The 17,593-nt window shown below is 56.8% G+C and carries 14 protein-coding genes; 4 read left to right on the top strand and 10 right to left on the bottom strand.

Going from position 1 to position 17,593, the window contains the following annotated elements:
* Window position 1 precedes the first annotated feature (1 nt).
* The 10 genes from U2949_RS13810 to U2949_RS13765 all read right to left on the bottom strand — a co-directional run bounded on the left by U2949_RS13810 (window position 2) and on the right by U2949_RS13765 (window position 10,300).
* On the bottom strand, window positions 2-1,192 hold the full coding sequence (locus tag U2949_RS13810; protein ID WP_321288338.1) for an MFS transporter: 1,191 nt from the start codon (window positions 1,190-1,192) through the stop codon (window positions 2-4).
* The gene (locus tag U2949_RS13805) at window positions 1,189-2,382 is read right to left on the bottom strand and encodes an acyl-CoA dehydrogenase family protein (RefSeq protein ID WP_321288337.1); all 1,194 of its coding nucleotides are present in this window, start codon (window positions 2,380-2,382) and stop codon (window positions 1,189-1,191) included. Before U2949_RS13805 ends, U2949_RS13810 begins: the two co-directional genes overlap by 4 nt.
* On the bottom strand, window positions 2,379-4,040 hold the full coding sequence (locus U2949_RS13800; protein WP_321288335.1) for a class I adenylate-forming enzyme family protein: 1,662 nt from the start codon (window positions 4,038-4,040) through the stop codon (window positions 2,379-2,381). The genes U2949_RS13805 and U2949_RS13800 overlap by 4 nt, the downstream gene beginning before the upstream one ends.
* Window positions 4,037-4,300 (bottom strand): hypothetical protein, encoded by a 264-nt coding sequence (locus U2949_RS13795; protein WP_321288333.1) that lies wholly within the window; start codon window positions 4,298-4,300, stop codon window positions 4,037-4,039. Before U2949_RS13795 ends, U2949_RS13800 begins: the two co-directional genes overlap by 4 nt.
* Window positions 4,246-5,835: a CoA transferase gene (locus U2949_RS13790; RefSeq protein ID WP_321288331.1), complete on the bottom strand. Its 1,590-nt coding sequence runs from the start codon at window positions 5,833-5,835 to the stop codon at window positions 4,246-4,248. The genes U2949_RS13795 and U2949_RS13790 overlap by 55 nt, the downstream gene beginning before the upstream one ends.
* Before the next feature lie 83 nt (window positions 5,836-5,918).
* On the bottom strand, window positions 5,919-6,191 hold the full coding sequence (locus U2949_RS13785; RefSeq protein ID WP_003801260.1) for a MoaD/ThiS family protein: 273 nt from the start codon (window positions 6,189-6,191) through the stop codon (window positions 5,919-5,921).
* Window positions 6,192-6,264: 73 nt separating this feature from the next.
* Window positions 6,265-6,672, bottom strand: coding sequence for a M67 family metallopeptidase (locus U2949_RS13780; RefSeq protein ID WP_257723098.1), 408 nt, complete (start codon window positions 6,670-6,672; stop codon window positions 6,265-6,267).
* A gap of 19 nt (window positions 6,673-6,691) precedes the next feature.
* Complete coding sequence (gene moeB, locus U2949_RS13775) at window positions 6,692-7,864, bottom strand: molybdopterin-synthase adenylyltransferase MoeB (protein WP_257723099.1); 1,173 nt, start codon at window positions 7,862-7,864, stop codon at window positions 6,692-6,694.
* A gap of 160 nt (window positions 7,865-8,024) precedes the next feature.
* On the bottom strand, window positions 8,025-9,260 hold the full coding sequence (locus U2949_RS13770; RefSeq protein ID WP_321288329.1) for an MFS transporter: 1,236 nt from the start codon (window positions 9,258-9,260) through the stop codon (window positions 8,025-8,027).
* 5 nt (window positions 9,261-9,265) lie between these two features.
* Window positions 9,266-10,300: a class I SAM-dependent methyltransferase gene (locus U2949_RS13765; protein WP_321288328.1), complete on the bottom strand. Its 1,035-nt coding sequence runs from the start codon at window positions 10,298-10,300 to the stop codon at window positions 9,266-9,268.
* Between the two features lie 175 nt (window positions 10,301-10,475).
* On the opposite strand from U2949_RS13765, the gene U2949_RS13760 reads away from it, so the two are divergent.
* From U2949_RS13760 to U2949_RS13745, 4 genes are all read left to right on the top strand, one after another.
* Window positions 10,476-11,453: a helix-turn-helix domain-containing protein gene (locus U2949_RS13760; RefSeq protein WP_321288326.1), complete on the top strand. Its 978-nt coding sequence runs from the start codon at window positions 10,476-10,478 to the stop codon at window positions 11,451-11,453.
* Window positions 11,454-11,768: 315 nt separating this feature from the next.
* Window positions 11,769-14,951, top strand: a complete 3,183-nt coding sequence (locus tag U2949_RS13755; protein ID WP_321288323.1) for a TonB-dependent receptor domain-containing protein — start codon at window positions 11,769-11,771, stop codon at window positions 14,949-14,951.
* Window positions 14,952-15,015: 64 nt separating this feature from the next.
* A complete protein-coding gene (locus U2949_RS13750) occupies window positions 15,016-15,897 on the top strand; it encodes a Slam-dependent surface lipoprotein (protein ID WP_321288321.1) in 882 nt (293 codons plus the stop codon).
* A gap of 115 nt (window positions 15,898-16,012) precedes the next feature.
* Window positions 16,013-17,500, top strand: a complete 1,488-nt coding sequence (locus U2949_RS13745) for a surface lipoprotein assembly modifier (RefSeq protein ID WP_321288318.1) — start codon at window positions 16,013-16,015, stop codon at window positions 17,498-17,500.
* Window positions 17,501-17,593: the final 93 nt, after the last annotated feature.

Raw genomic sequence — 17,593 nt, 5'->3', positions numbered from 1 at the left:
ATCATTCCCCTTTTGCCATACGACGAACCTGGTACAGAATCAGGCACAACAAGCTGGCACACACCAGAATGCCCATCAGGAAAGGCCAGGCAGCGGCAAAGCCTTCGGGCGAGCGCAGTAACACGCCAAACAGTGGCGGGCCAAAGGCAAAGCCGCCAAAGAACCCGACGGACAACAGCCCTGCCGTACGAGCCGGTGCCCCAAAGCGGACATCTCGCAGCAACATGCTCATGGCAATTGCATTGGTCGCCACCAGGGTCAGGCCAATGGCCAGCACCCCGGCTCCCAAGGGCCAAAGCCTGTCCGGCACGGCCATCATCATCAGCAACAAGGCCACAATCGGGATGACAAACAGGATGCCCAGCAACAAGGTTTCATCACCAAAGCGGGCAGCGATAGGCGTCAAGAGCACTCGGGACACAATCCCCATCACCCCAAAGCCACTGACCAGCATCCCTATCCAGTACGGCGACACGCCCAGCTGCTGCGCAAAAACACCCAGAAAAGTGATGAAGGACGACAGCACCAGACCCGCGCACAGCTGAATGGCCATCAACAGCCAAAGCTGTTGGCTGGGCCAGGGCAAGCGCCAGGACATGCTGCCAGCTGCGGTGCTGGCTCTGGCCGGCAAAAGCTGCAAGGCAAAATAGGACAGGCACAGCATGGCGGGCACCCACACCACAAACGCCCCCCGCCACCCCAGCTTGTAGGCCAGGGTGGGCAGGACCAGACCGGCCAGCAAGGCCGAAGCCTGCACGCCGGACTGCTTGATACCGACCAACCCGGCCTTGCGCTCTGCCGGTACCAACTGGGCAATGGCCTGATTGGTCACCGGGTTCGCCAAGGACTGCGCCAAGCCGCACAAGAGCAGAGCCGTCAGCACACCCCAGAAACCCGGCAACACCGCGATCAAACTAAAGGACATGGCCACCAGCAGGAACAGCAAAAACAAACCTTGCCGATTGCCCATGCGCTGCACCAAAGCCCCCGCCCACGGCGAGAGCAAGGCAGCCAGACCAAAGGTGCTGGTGGTCAACCAACCCAGTTGCTCGCGCGAGATGCCCAGATCCTGAATGATTTGCGGGCCCAAGACGCCGATTGCATAGAACACCATCATGGGCATGCCCATCGCCAGAGTCATCAAACTGGCCAGCACCCAAGGTGAACGACTTGCCCGTGTCGATAGCATCATGCGACTGCCTTGTTCATGTCTGCCGTCTCTTGAGTGGCGTAGTGGGCTTGCAGCAAGTGCTTGCCGACCGTGCTGATCAAGGCATCGTCCGCCCCATCCAGAATATGCGTGGTACGTGCTGTCCGGTAGATGCCAGACAAGGGACTCCAATCCGCCAGCCCTTCTGCCCCCATGATCTGGATAGCGGAATCTGCCGCCTCGCTGACCGCATCCGACGCCGCCAGCTTGGCCACATTCACCTCCACGGAATTGGGCAAGCCCGCATCGAACTTGACGGCGGCTTCACGCAGCAAGCACCGAGCCGAGGTAATGGCGCGATACACCTGATAGACCCGCGCCCGAACCAGTTGCTTGTCCGCCAGACGGGCCAGCTCGCCACGTTCCGAATGAATACGCTCGCACATGATTTCAAAGCTGCGTTGCGCCAAACCCAGCCATTGCACGGATCGCAAGATACGACCCAAAGCCAGGCGCTTCTGCATCAAGGCAATGCCCTGCCCGGCGCTGCCCAGAACATAGTCCTCCGGCACGGTCACATTGTTGAACAGCAGCTCGTTTTGCCCCTGATAACGTCCCAGCAAAGGCAAGGGACGCACGACCTTAAAGCCCGCCGCATCCGTGGGCACGATCACCATGGACAAGGACTCATTCACGGGACCGTCCGCGCTGCGCGCCACCACGGTCGCGAAGCTGGCCAGTTGCGCCCGGCAAATAAACCACTTGCGGCCATTCACATGCCATTGCCCGTCTTTCAGGCGAGCCTGACATTGCATGGTGGCCGGAATCGAACCAATGCTGTCCGGCTCGGACATGGCGTAGCTGGACACCGCATCGCCCTTGAGCAAGGGCGTCAGAAAGCGCTGTTTGACGCTGGCCGAGCCATGATGACTCAACATATACGCATCCAGCGTGGCATCTGCCCCGAAAATGCCGGGACCATATTCGGAGCGCCCTTCCTGTTCAGCCACAGGCAAGTACTCGACCAAACTGGCGATCCGACCACCGCGATGCATGGGGTAGAAACTGCCAAACAAACCCGCCTGTTGAGCACGACGTGTCAGGTCCAGAGTCAGCTCGCGGGCCAGATTATCCCCTTGGGCCAGAATGCCCTCATTAGGGATGATCTCGGTATCCACAAACTGCCGCAGCTTGCGGCTCAAGGCCGCGCTGGAAATGGCAAGGTGGCTCATGCTGCTATCCCCGCTGCAGTCTTGGCCCCGGAACCCAATGCAGCAGCATCAGCAGCCAAAGCGCGCTTGTCGATCTTGCCTGCAGGCGTCAGCGGCAGGCTGCGGTAAAAGCGCAGATACTCGGGCAGCTTGTTCACTTCCAGACCCTGCTCACGCAAGAAGTCGGTGATCTCTTTCAGCGAGAAACGCGGCACGCCTTCACGCACCGTCACGCACAAGCAAATACGCTGACCCAGATCCGCATCGGGAACTGGCACGCAAGCCACAGTGACTACATCCGGGTGAGCCATGACCAGGCCTTCAATTTGCACCGGGCTGATGTTCGCACCACCACGAATAATGATGTCTTTCTTGCGACCAGCCAGCACCAACTGCCCTTGGGCATTGATGTAACCCAGATCGCCCGTTTTCACCCAACCCTGCTCGTCCCGATACTGGGCATCCAGTTCCGGGGCGTTCACATATTGCATGGGGCTCAAGGGACCGCGTGCGGTGATTTCGCCTACTTCGCCTTGCGGCACTTCGGCACCCTCGTCATCAATCAGACGGATCTCGCACACTTGCGGATTGGGGGTCCCCACACTGCTCAAGACCACGTCGATGGGATCATCCAACGTGTTGTGGCAGTTCACACCATCGGCCGAGCCGTACAGACTGATGAAGCCGCAATCAAAGGCTTCCACGCAACGGCGTACCGTGGCTTCGTCAATGACTGAACCGCCCACAATCAAGCCGCGCAAGCTGGCTTTATCGGCCTTCTCCAGCTCGGGCGCTGCAGCAATACGCTGGAACATGGTGGGCACGCCCAGAATAAAGCTGGGTTTGAAGGCATTGATGGCGGCAATCGCACTAGGCACATCAAACTTGGGCAAGACCACCAAAGAACCACCCAACCAGCACAGCACGCCGAAGGTGGCCGTAGAGCCAAATGAAGAACCCAGCGGCACCAGATACATGCCGCGGAACTCCACATCATTGGGGGAAATGCGCTGCAGGAATCGACCACGCCCGCCCACCAGCGCATTATGCGAATAGGCCACCAGCTTGGGTTCGGACTCGGTGCCCGAGGACACCAGCAAACGCACGGGCGAATTGGGTGACACCACCGACAATTCGGACAAGGCCAAAGGCTCGCCCTCGAACAGGGAATCCAAAGTCATCCAGCCCGGACGCGATGGGCCTTGCACAATCAGGACACGCAAGGACAGCAGCGTAGGACGCAAGGACTCGATCACTTCGCACAAATCAATGCCTGCATATTCATGCGGCACAATCACCGCCCGTGCATCGCAACGACGCACCAGCGATTGAATATCCAGCTTGCCCCGTCCGGGTGGGAAAGGCGCGACAATCGCCCCCAAAGCAGCGGCGGCCAGATCAATGGCGCAGCACACCCAATGGTTGCTGAGCTGATACGCCACCACGTCTCCCGCCATAATCCCTGCCCGACGCAAGCTGCCTGCCAGACGCAGAGCCGCGTCCATCAAGGCGCCATAGCTGATATTGCCTTGCGGCGAGAGCACCGCCAGCTTGTCCGGATGAGCCTGGGCTTTTTCCGCGAACAGCGTAAAGACCGGCTTGTTCGGGTAGGTACCGTCCTCTATCCAGCGTTGGCGCAATGACGCAGGGACCAGATCGATGATGCCAGCGTGATTCATAAAAACCTCCAGGGAGAATTAACAGACGAATAGCCCTTGTCATGGAAATGGGACGCCAGGCGTGGATCAGCACGCAGTTGCGCCAGATTGCTATGGACACGGCGGGCCGGTATGCCCAGCACATCCAGTTGCGCTTCCAGGCTCAGGGCAGACTGGGACAGAAGACGATCCGGCAAGACCGTCCAGACGGCATCGGGCGACACATTCAGCCACCCGGCCAGGGCATGCAGATGCGTTTGATCCTGGCAGTCGATGACCATGAAACCCTCGCCCGTCTGGAAAACCGCCGACACGCCGGTTTTACTGATGGGAGAAACGGCCTGGGCCAGATGATCGGCCGTGGCCAGCAAGGAGCTGTCGACCCGCTCAGGCCCCGGCGCAGCAAGGCGGCACTGATACCCAGCGCGGCCATCACCCCGCCCAGCACATCCAGCACCGTAAACAAAGACCCACCCCGTGCATCCGAGGTTTGAGAAATGGTGTGAGCAATGCCCGACCAGGCTTGCACCGTGAAGTCCGTACCCGGCGCGTCCACTTGCTCCTGGCCCCAACCGCCCGCATAGGCGTAGACCAGATCCGGGCGCACCGCGTGCAGGTCCTGGGCATCCAGTTGCAGCTCGGCCGCCTTGCCCGGTGCCCAGTTATGCAGGAACACATCGGACTCGCTCACCAGTTCGTAAATGGCCTGGCGGCCTTGAGCCGACTTGATGTCCACTTCCTGCACCGTCTTGAACTGATTGAGCGCATCAAAGCGCACCGAGCAGCCATCCACGCACGGCGGCATGGCACGCAAGGGATCGCCACCGGGTGGCTCCAGACGAATCACCTCCGCCCCCAGCAGCGCGAGCAAGTGACCGGCAATAGGCCCTTGAATCCGACGGCAGGACTCCACCACCCGCAAACCGCGCAGGGGCAAATCAGCGTTGGACGGCAAGGTGCGCAATGAGCCGGGCGCGGCATGAGTCTGATGCTGCCACAGACCGGCCAAGGCCGCGTAATCACTATCGCTCTGGCGTTGAGCCGGTGTACGTACCGGCAAGATGGCCATGCCGGTCTGCAAGGCCAGTTCCTGCAAACGGGCAAAGTTCAGGGTTTGCAGGCTGCTTAAACACGCCGCTGGCATGGGGCACACCGCCTTGGCATAGCGCAGCAAAAAAGCTTTCCAGGCCTGGCCAGCCAGATCAGCCGGCACACCCACCGCTTCCCAAAAGGCGCGCCAGGGTCGGGGGTCCAGCGTTTCCAATTCAAAGACCACGCCATCCTGCGAAATAAAGGGTGGCCGCAAGCCGGGATCGTAACTGCCTGCCAATAACTGTTCAGGGTCCTGAGCCGCCGTTGCCCCAGCCAGATACTGACCGATACTGAGCAAGCCACAACCCAAGGGCGAGACCGACACCGTGGAGAAACGTCCGCCACGCAACTGACCCAAGGCGGCCGCCAAGGTCGCCTGCAAGCTCATGGCTGAACTGAGTACAGCCAGATAATCCAGACCCAGCGTGCCCGACGGGCCACTGGAGCGTCCATGCACGGACAAGATACCGCTGGCGGCCTGCATGCTCAGCTCGCTGATCGCGGCTTGCGTCATGCCACCTGCCTCGGTTTCCAGACGCGTGCTAATCGTTCCAAAATCAGGCGAATGCAGGCTGAATGCTGCTTCGTCTTGCTGGCCTGCGGCTTGCTCGGACAAACCCAGCAATCGGGCCTGACGGCTCAAGGCAGCGGGCAAGCCCTGCCAATACGGGGGCTGTGAGCCCATCTGCCAACGTAATCCGCAGCCATGTAGTAATTCAGACATAGTTCCAAACCAGAGTGATGCGCACGCCAAGTGCTGATTGCAGAAACCAGCACTTGCACCATGAAAATCCAGACCAGACGGTCTTAGCCCCCTGCTACGGCAGGCAGTACGGTCAGGCTGTCGCCAGCACGGGTGGCGGTTTTCAGGCCATCACTGAAACGGATGTCCTCTTCGTTCACGTAAATGTTCACGAAACGATGCAGGTCTTCGCCGCTCATCAGGCGTGCCTTGATGCCGGGAAACTGACCTTCAAGATGCTCGATCACTTCGCCTACCGAAGCGCCCTGGGCCTGGACTTTCTTCTCGCCGTTCGTCAGTGGACGCAGCAAGGTCGGAATAGAGACTGAAATGGACATGCTTAAAACTCCTTTGAAATAGTGGTTTCCAACAGCCGGGACGCACGCTCCCTTGGGGGAGCGACGCTGTTCCCTAGACAATCACAATGGTTTCTTCGGTCACACCGCCATCGATAATCCGGAAGGAACGAACCGGCACGGTGGCCTGATCCCAGGTGGACACGATCAGGTAATGCAGTTCGGGATGGCCCGCAAAATCAATGTCGTCCTTACTGGGAAAAGCCTGGCTGGCGGTGTGGGAGTGGTAGATCACGCAGCACTCCTGATCGTCCTCATCCAGACGGCGGTAGACCTGAAATTGCTCGCGCGAATCGAACTGATAAAACACCTCCGAGGCCGCCCGGTTTTGCATGGGCAGCACGCGTTCTGCGATCAGCGAACCCTCCTGGGCGGCAATCAGTCCGCATGCCTCGATGGGGTGATCCTGCTTGGCATGATTCAAAACTTGCTCCAGGGCAGAACGACGAATCTGCAAGGCCATGATGTGCTCCCTCCCGGACTTAGTAAGACGCCAATTCGGGAGCGACCTGCTCCACCCAAGCCAGCACGCCACCTTCCAGATTGCGCACCTTGGGAGCATTCAACTTGATCAGCTCTTCGCACACGGTCCTGGAACGCGCACCGGAGCGGCACGAAATCACCAGATCCGCATTCGGACCAAAAGCAGCCAGAATCTCGGCGGCGACGGTGGGAGATTTGGGCATCAGAATCGCGCCAGGAATGTTCACGATTTCCCATTCATTGGGATCGCGCACGTCCACCAGGACAGGGGCCTGCTCTTGGTCCAACAGCTCTTTCAACTCCAGCACAGTCATGACAGGCACGGGGATGGCCATGGCATCAGCCGGTGGGTTCAGGCCGCAGAAGGTTTGGTAATCGCCCAGCTCGGTCACGGGCTTGCGATTGGGCAGGCGGCGGATGGGCAGTTCGCGGTAGCACATATCCAGTGCGTCGTAAGCGATCAGGCGGCCGATCAAAGGATCGCCAATGCCGGTAATCAGCTTGATGGCTTCGGTGGACATGATGGAGGCAATCGAGGCGCACAAGACACCAAACACACCGCCCTGCGCGCAAGAAGGAGCCAGCTCGGGCGGTGGGGGCTCGGGGTACAGGTCGCGGTAGTTCAAGCCTATGCCACCAGGTGCGTTTTCCCAGAACACCGAGACCTGGCCTTCAAAGCGGAAGATCGAACCCCAGACATAGGGTTTATCGGCCAGCATGCACGCGTCATTGACCAGATAGCGGGTCGCAAAGTTGTCGGTGCCGTCCAGAATCAGGTCGTAGCGCGAGAACAGTTCGACCGCCATCTCCGGCTCCAACCTGTCGGTATACGTTTCTACCTTGATATGGGGGTTCAGCTTGTGAATCGCCCGTTTGGCGCTTTCCACTTTCAGCTCGTCAATGCTGTCTACGGTGTGAATGATCTGGCGCTGCAAATTGGATTCATCCACCCGGTCAAAGTCGATGATGCCCAGTGTGCCCACCCCGGCTGCGGCCAGATATAGCAAGGTAGGTGAGCCCAGGCCCCCTGCCCCGATGACTAGCACTTTGGCATTTTTGATGCGGCGCTGGCCTTCCATGCCCACATTGGGAATCAAGAGGTGACGGCTATAACGGTTAACCTCTTCGCGACTTAAAGGCTCACCGGGCTCAACTAATGGGGGCAAGGTCATAATGACTCCTGGTTAAATACATATGAATACGAACAAGACTTATTCTCAAATATGACCGAAAATGACACAATAGCCTTTGAGTTCTAATTTCTATGCGAAACGGAGCAAAAACGATGAACGCCAGCGCAACCTGCACACGCTGGCGTTTTCAGGCCCTGACTTACTGGCTACGCAGCAAAACTTCGGTACTGGCACCGACGCTTTGACGCACACGCCAAGCCAGTACAAAGGCAAGCAGAACGCCCAGGGTAAGCACGCCCAGCATGACAAGCTGGCCGAAACGATCCAGCACGATACCGGCGGCAATGGGAACGGCCATACGGGCCAGGGTGAAGATGGTCGACTGCAAACCGTAGTCCGAGGCATTGCGCTGTCTACGGGTAAAGAACATGGTCAGCCCAAAAAGCAATGCCGACACAGCCCCCATGCTGGCCGCAATCAACAGGGCACTGCTGATCAGCCACACCGGCCCCAGCTTGGCCCAGACCGAGACCATCAACAGAATCAGGGATAGCAAGGCCGCCAGCAGATAAATCGGAATGGCACGCGCGGCACCCAGAAATGACGCCAAACGTCCGCCAATCAGGCTGAACACGGCACCGGTAATGCCACCGGCAATCCCTACCGTCCAGGCCACCTCTTCCAAAGGCATGCCCTGGTCCAGCATCAAGGGTTTCAAGTAGAACCAGACAGCACCAATAAAGGGGAAGCTTGTCAGTAGCAGGCTGGTCCATTGCCTGGCACCTTCCTGCCCGAAAAAACTGACCCAATCGGCGACGAAACCGGGCAGTGCCTGCTCGGTCTCAGCCGCTTGCAAGCCGGCTTGGGAGCGCAAAAAGACAAAGGGCAAACAACCAATCACCAGCCCCAGGCCCATCAAGGCAAACGGTGCCTGCCAACCCCAGCGGGCCTGCACCAGCACCATCACTCCCGCCCCGACGATCGCGCCCAGAAACAAGGCGGCAGAACGAATACTGCCTGCACGCAACTGCTCGTCTCGCGGCAGGTATTGCACCGCCAAGGCATTCAAGGGGATGTCCATCCAGGTCGCCACAATGCTGATGGCAAAGGTCAGGGCAAACAGCAGGGTCCGCTGATCAATCAGATTCTCGCGGCCTATGCCTACATACAAAGCCAACAACAAGACCGCCATCAACCACAGCCAATGCACAAAATGCCCACCGCCCAGGCGGACACGCTGCACCGGCATGGCCAGCACCAGTTTGAAAATGGCGGGCAAGGCCGCCAGCTGGAACAAGCCTATCTCGGTGCCGGACCAGCCGTGCTGGCGCATCACCAGGGGCATACCCAGCATCAGGTAAATACTGGGGACAGCCAGCACCAGATTCATCCAGCCAAACAGCAGCTGCGCCCCCCATGCTTTCCACGTCTTCATTCTCATCACCCTTTGCACGCCTTGCGTGCAATCAATGCAGTGACGGGCGCAACCGGAAAGCGCACCTCATCAAACTGCTGAACATCATCAAATCCGGCTTGTTCCAGCAACTGGGCCAACTGCCCTTCCGGCAGCACCTGGCGGCCTTGCATGCGCATATGCAGGTAGTAATGCAAAATCCGTCTGGCCTTGCTGACCTCGGTATGCACTTCGGCGTGACAGCACACCAGCACCCCACCGGGGCGCAGCGCGCGATACAGACGGGCCAGCAAAGCAGGAATATCCGGTACAAAATGCAGCACGGAAGAGCACCAGATCAGGTCATAATCCGCCCCGAAATCGTCCACCAGCAGATCACCAGCCAAGGTACTGACACGCGCTTCCAGACCGGCATCAAGAATTTTTTGCTGGGCGACGGCCGCCGCCGCTTCGTACTCGAACACCACGGCATTCAAGTCCTGCTGCTCTTGCGCCAAGGCGATGGCTACCAATCCTGGCCCACCACCCAAATCCAGCAGACGTTGCGCCTGCCAGAACTCCGGCACGGCTCCAAAAATTTCACAGGCCACCTCGGCCGTCACCGCCGTTTGTTCCTGGGCAATTTGCGAACGTGCCGCCGCTGCCCAGCCTTGCTGAATCAATGCCGGATCCGCGGGAGGCGATTTGCCATTACGCAGCAGCTCATCGAGCTGATTGCCCACCTGACGCAAGACGCCATGCCGAAACAGCAAGGCATCGCCACAATATTGCGCCGAACCCGGATTCAGATATCGCGCCGTTTGCGGCAGGCTGCGATAGCGTCGCTGACAGGTCCACTGACACTCCAGCAGCTCCAGACTCCACAACAATTCCAGCAGGTAGGCGGTGTTGTCGGCGTCCCACTTGAGTACAAGCGCAAGTTCCTCCGCAGCGATAAACTGATCCAGATGCGCAAACACGCCATACCCCAAAGCCAGGCTCAAGGCATCTGCACTTAGACCCGCCAATTGCGCGTCCCAACAGGCTTGCAGAGCATGCGACTCCAGCAATTGCTCCGACAAAACGACTTCTCCTAGCGATCGATCCAGCACTGTTTTTTACCTCCGTGAATTTCACAATGGCCCTTCCCTCTGCCATCACAGCTAGAAATGATATATATTTAATGAGAATTATTTGCATTAAGATCTATGCTGAACGGAGCAATTCATATGCGAGGCGCTTTTAGCAGGAGAAATGATGAACACGCGCAAATTTGGCTATCGCTTAACCACGGATGAACCCAGGTCATGCCGCGCTCTGAGCGATGGCCGAGTCCGGCTGCAACTACCCGAAGAGCTGGGCCACTGCTATTCCGAATGCGTGGAACTGGAACAAGGGTTCTTGTTGGGCCGCTTGCACTACCACCCCAGCCGATCGCTGGTTGAGGAGAGCAACGGCCCGCACGCGGGCCGTGTCATTGTGGTGACGGTGGGTCTGCAAGGACAGTCGGCCTATCAGGGTCGGGAGAGTTCAGATCTGCTGTTCAAGGCAGGCCATACCACGGTGACGGCTTTCCGATCCCTGCGGGGGGAACGCCACTATCAAGAGGACCAGTCCGTATCGCAATTACGGCTGGTCATCAGCGAGACGGCCTTGAACAAATACGTGGGCCCGGAACGCGCAACCCAGTTGATGGATTGCGTGGGACTGCATCGTCTGTCTTTTCATGCCAGCAGCCAGGCCACCATGGCCCATGCTGCGGCACTGGCACGCTATATGCAGCCGTGCACCCCGGAGCAGCCCATTCATCACCACAGGCTGAATCTGCAAATCCATGCACTGAGCTTGCTGGCCGAGCAGTTCAACCGCCTGGCCCCGCCCGACGCCCCCAATAACGCCCCGTTATCGGTAGAAGATATTCAGCGGGTCGAGCGAGCACGCGATTTGCTCAGCTCGCAACTGGACCAGCAAATCACGGTGGAGTATTTGGCGACGACGGTGGGCATTAACGAGCACAAACTTAAAGAAGGTTTTCGCTATCTGTACGACAACACGCCTATCGGCCTGCTGCTGGAACTGCGTATGCGCAAAGCCTATACCTTGCTGGAGTCCGGCCAACAAGTGGCCCAGGCCGCCTGGCAAGTCGGCTACAAATACCCCAATAATTTTTCCGTCGCCTTTACGCGCTACTTTGGCCGCTCGCCCAAATCCATTTTTGGCAACAAGCGCGCCTAAACCCTTGTAATTCCGCTGTTTTCGGCCTCTGCATTCATAGAGGCCCACCCTTCTTTCGGGCCGCCTCCTGCGGCCCTCTCTCTGAAAAGTTCCCCTCCTGCTTTGACAAATTCCTGCAATTGCAGCGGATTTCCGGTCCTGCATAGGAATTGCTCCGTCCTGCATATCAATCTAAGTGATAATTATTCTCATTAATGTGAATAATATCCCCGTGCCTTTCCTCACCTTTTGAGACAAGTGGTGAGCCTGGCCAGCAAACGGGAAGTATTTCCTCACGACAGATTGTTATTTTCGCACGGAGCCCTGGTTCGTTTTATGTCCGCTACCCTTTCACCCTACACAAAAAAACACGCGCTCAAGCCGCTGGTGTATGCCTTGATTCTGGCCTCCTGGGCCGGGCAGACACAGGCCCAAAGCGTGGGCAGCGCCCCACCCTCCTCCCGTCAGGACGAGAGCCAGGAAGACACGGACAGAGCCACTCGCCTGGACACTATTACCGTCGTGCGTGAAACCCGCGATGAAGCCGGCAAGGCCGATGTCTTCGAGAAAGACGTCTCCAATGTGTACGCCGGCAAAGAAGAAATCGAGCTGTACAAGGGCAGCTCCGTGGGGGACTTGTTCAAGGGTTTGAACGGTGTCTATGCGGGGGACTCGCGCAACAGCGGCGCGCTGGACCCGAACATTCGCGGTATCCAGGGTGAAGGCCGAATTCCACTGACGATTGACGGCACGGAACAGGCAACATCGGTCTGGCTGGGACCGGCCGGGGTGGCCAACCGCAACTATGTTGATCCCAATATGATCAGCAGCATTCTGGTGGAAAAAGGCGTGTCGGCAACGTCGGGGGCCAGCGGGATTGGCGGATCGGTGCAGATCCGCACGCTGCAGGTGGAGGATATTGTCAAACCGGGCGAGAGCTTCGGGATTGAGCTGAAGGCGGAGACAGCGACGAATTCGACCAAGCCGAATGAGCGTTCATTCGGAGTGTTCGGTAAAGACTACAGGGACATCCCTGGCGCAGTATTTGACAAGAGTGGTACTAACGGCGTCATTCTGCCGGGATCCGTTTCGCCAGAGCGTATGCCTAAAGAAGGCAATGGCGGCAAGAACTTCAACTTCGAAGACCACTCCTATCGCTTGGCAATCGCAACCAAACAAGAGAACTTTGACCTGCTGGCTGCATACAGCTACCGCAGTCGCGGCAACTATTACAGCGGTAAAAAGGGTAGCGAGAAGTACGAGCACGACTCATGGCAGGAAGATGCGAAGAACGATAAAAGGCCGGGCTTCTCATCCCCAAGCATCAGCTACATCGCCAAATATTTCCGCCCCGGTGAAGAGGTCCTGAACACTTCCAGCGAACTGGAAACCACCCTGCTCAAGGGAACGCTGCGCTTACCTCACGATCAAGCCATTGATATGAGCTACATGCGCAGCAACCATACCTTTGGCGAGAGTGTGCCTTGGAACGTGGTCTGGGCCGTGCATGCGCTGGATGGTCAGGGCGAAAAAAAGATTCTGCAAAACGAGAACCCCTATAGCAAGGTCAAACAAGACACCTGGAATCTGAACTACTCCTGGAACCCCGAAGGTAACCGTTTCATCAACTTGAAAGCCGGCGCCTGGATTACCCAAAGTGACAGTGCTCGCCATCAGAACGGTGACGTTATCTATGGCACTCAAGGCGACGGGTGGAATGGTCGGGATAACGCGTGGGATGACTATACGGACTGCCACGTCCTGGGCAGAGATCTACCCATGTGTGCCAACGTCCCTACGACTCCACCCGATAAAGAATCCAATGCGGATGGTCGTTTCAACATTGTGCCTCGCGCCTTGCAAATTACCGATCACCGTCGCACAGGTTTGAACCTGAGCAATGAAATGACTTTGCACCCCACTCTGGACTTGAGCTTGCAAGCGGACTTTACGCGCGAAAAACTCAAACAGCATGACGCTTCGGAAAACCTCACGCACCTGACTGAACTGAACTGGGGCGTAAACCATATGGGGCCGCGTTCGGGCACCCGCCAACAATGGAACTTTGGTTTTAATTTTGATTGGCGCCCGATCGATTGGTTGCAGGTGAATGCTGGCGCTCGTTACAGCGACTATTGGTCGTATGACGACAAGCTGGCCGAGATGCGTAGCCAGCAGCATAAGGATTGGGCTATTAGGCCCGCTCTGACGGGCTACAACTATCACGTAAAACGCTTGATGACGAATCAGGAAGTCGCTGATTACGAGGGGAAAATCATTGAAACCAAGCTCCCCATTTACAAACAATATGAAGAAGACTGGCAATTCATCTCGGACCTCGACCCAAGCTTGTTAGAAGCTGTTTTTGGCCATACGACAAAACAATCATTTGAAGACTATCTCGGTAAAGCTTTCCATGAAGGCAAGGTGAACGGCTATCGCTACACAGACGAAACAGTTTTTGTACCGTCAGGCGACAGCCACAAAGATTTTGTGGCCAACAACCCGTTCACAAATGGCGAGATTAATGCAAGCGAAAAAGTGACTGATGCACAAGGTCAAAAGGGCACAGCTGATAAATATATTGCGTCGAATGCCGACCGGACACCGGTGTATCAAGACGAATCTGAAATACCCAATAAATGGGAGGAACCCAAAAAGCAGAAAGATCATGCATGGGTTCCCCATATCGGACTGACTGCCTTTATCACAGATGATATTCGTGTGTATGCACGATATAACGAGTTTGTCCGTTTCCCTAGTCTGTTTGAGTCCTCCATGGCGATGACAGGCAGCAGCAAACGCTCCACAGGTGTCGCAATTAGCCCGGAGCATGCCTATAACTGGGAAATCGGTTATGCCCACAACCTGAGCAGCTACTTCCCCAGCCTGGACTATGCAGACGTCAGGATCAATTATTTCAATAACCGCATCAAAGACTATATAGACCGAGACTGGGACTTCAATGTCGTCCAATTTGCCGAGAAAAAAATGTCCGGCATTGAACTGCAAGCTCGAGTGGATAGCGGTAAATACTTTGCCAACTTTGGTGGTACGTATCGCCTGAAACAACAGCTATGCGACCACGATTACGCGCGAACCTTCAGCCCTATCCCAGGAGCAGCAAGTGGCCGTGAAGTTCCAGGCTGCATGGATGGGGGATTCCCAAGGACATTTGCCAGAACCAGCCTGCAACCCCAGTACTCACTGAATCTGGATGTGGGTGCGCGTCTCCTGGAAAAGAAACTATTGCTGGGCGCACGCGCCGTTTATCACAGTGCTGCCAAAAATAAAGATGAGGGTGCTTTTGGCGCTATCGGCTGGGCCTATAACCGCGCCAACTACTGGAACCCGATCCTGGTCTTCGACGCCTACGCCAGCTATCAGGTGCAGAAGAACCTGAATGTAGATGTGGCGATCAGCAATCTAACCAATCAGTACTACCTAGACCCCATGGCCCGCACCTCTATTCCGGCCCCTGGACGGACAGTGCGCGTCGGTATGACAGCACGTTTTTAAGTTAATCAGTTTTTTTGGTCGTTTTCGTAAAAACGCCCTTTTTCTTCACTTAATGGAGTTCGTAATGAAAGCAAGTCTGAATGTACAAAAACTGGCTATTGTTTCGGCTTTCCTGCTGGCCTCCGCCAGCAGCTTCGCTGCCCCGGTAGCTGGTGGTGCTTCAAAGAAATTTGTAGTGGCCGACAAAGAGTCCACGATGATGGCTAAAGGCGAGGCAGGCATCTCCATGCCCGGCACCGATCCTTACAACGCGAACCCAGCCGATCAGTCGGGTGTGGTCAGCTTCAAGAGCGGTCCCATTTGGCAAACAAACCAGGTCTTAAGCAACACAGATGGCCATGGCTATATTCAAATGCCTGTAGGCACCAAGATCTCCGAGACATGGCGCCACACTATTAGCAGCGGCGTAGGCGCAGGCACCCAAATCTACGCCTACCGCCAAATGAACGACCCACTGACAGGCTACCCACACTTCGGTGGTGAGGTTGTCGCCAAAGTACCAGGTCAAGAAGTGTATTTTGGTGAATGGGCTCCTCGTGTAGCAAACCCCAGCCAAGGCAGCAGCACGGACCTGAATCTGAGCCATGCTGACCGCACGGTGTTCTACACTGGCGAAAACCCCACCACGGCCATGCCTAACCTGGTCAATGCCAAGTACGACGTTGTAGGTGTCAACCAATACAACCCCGGCACCCAGGCTGGTATCTCCAAAGGCACCCTGACCGCCAACTACGGTGGTGGTACAGGTACCCTGGCTGGTCTGGTTGGTACGGTAGTTTTCAATGGCACGACCATTAACTCCAATGGTACTTTCGCCAAGAACTTCACCGACTCGTCCAAAATTGAAGGTCAATTCTACGGCGCTGCTGCTGATGCGCTGGCTGGCATTTACTACAACACCCCAGGTGGCTCTGGCGACATGGCCTTCGGCGGTGCCAAGCAGTAATCCGCCTCTGACAACACCCTAGTGTTGCCATAAGAAAAGGGGGATCGACAAGCTCGATCCCCTTTCTCTCCGGACCCTGCGTCCATCTCCCCTTTTTCTTGCAAGGTTTTCATTCATGCATGGGCGAGCCCTTCCCCTTTTGTGCCTGCTGCTGGCCATGGCATCCAGCGCGGTGCAGGCCAACGACGACGATACGCGCCGACTTCTGAATCAAATCGACCGAAATCTGAACGAACGCGAACGCTCCCATTTAGTGGAAGAAACCCCGCCCGATGTGGACCCATCAGCCCTGATCACCATCAACGGCACAACCTATAGCGTCGATGCCACGCTGACCGATCTGGAACCGGCCATTTATGTCGCCATCAATCTGCAGCAGTGGGCCAAGGTGGATCAGTTTGTAGAAAAGTATCAGGAGCTGCCCGGCCACAACCCTGCCCTGGTGCTGATGGCTCAAGGGATGGTGGCCCGTAGCAAGGACAATCACAGCCTGGCTATCAGCAAGCTGCGCCAGGCTCAGGAAAGCGATCCGAACATGATGCGCGCCAAGCTGGAACTGGCCCGCCTGTTGTTCGAGGACTATCAATCCAGCGAAGCCAAGGAGCTGTTCAGCCAGATTTCCTCTGCCGGTATTCCTGATGAAGTGCGCCCGGTGATCGAAGGCTTCCAGGGTGCCCTACAAGACCGCAATGCCTGGCACGGTTCCGCCTCGATTGGCTTGGGCTACAACAGCAATATCAACAAAGAAAACGGCCAGGAAGACACCTTCTTTACCTGCTATTTCTTTGGGTGCTTTCCGTCGGTGCGCAAGATGCCGGACCCGGTCAAATCCACGGCCATGGTCTACGACCTGACCTTGAACCGGCGCTTCCAGCTAAGCGGCAACCACAATCTGCTGCTGCGCGGTCTGAGCTACGGCAATCTGTACGACAAGCACAAGGAAGCCGAGCCCAAGGACATTTATTACAGCGACAACACCAGCATTATTTACGCGGGCTACAACTATCAGGATGCTAAAAACGATCTGTCGATTACGCCCTTGTTCGAGAACAATTACACCAACCGTCGCACCAGCTATCAGTCCTGGGGCGGGCGCGTGGACTGGAAGCACAATCTTAGCGACAGGCTGCAAGTAGGCGTGAATACCCAGCACAAGAGCCTGTCCTACAAAGGCGATTTACGGCAGTACTTTGAAGGCGTCAAAGAGAACCAGATAGGCTTGTACGGCTCGTATCTGATCGATGCAAAAACCGTGGTCTACGGGGGCCTGAATTACACCCGTAATCTGCAGTCTCAACAAACCGCACAAAGCCGCAGCTATATGGCAAACCTGGGAATTTACAGAGCCTTTGATGCGGGCTTCAACATCAACGCCACGGCACTGTACCGGCAGACTCGACACGATGCCGCGGACTTGTTCCTGGGCGGGCTGCGCAAGGATCGCCAGCAGATTTATATCCTGAACGTGGGCATGCCACGCTTCGCCTTCAAAGGCATTACGCCCAATCTATATGTGAAGCACACCTTCAACAACAGCAATATCGACTGGGCATTCAAATACAAGCAAACCGAAGTCGCGCTGAAGCTGGAAAAGCGTTTTTAAGCAGGGACTTCTTCGACCTTGGCAACTGATCGAGTGCCGTCCCCTTTTAGCATCAAGTGCCTGAAGCGACAGGTATCTTTTTTAGTGGCAGGG

Origin of the sequence: Alcaligenes phenolicus (genome assembly GCF_032063905.1) — a bacterium.
Lineage (GTDB): Bacteria > Pseudomonadota > Gammaproteobacteria > Burkholderiales > Burkholderiaceae_B > Alcaligenes > Alcaligenes phenolicus.
Note: the sequence above shows the minus strand (reverse complement) of the source record. Positions and strands in the feature narration are given on the sequence as shown.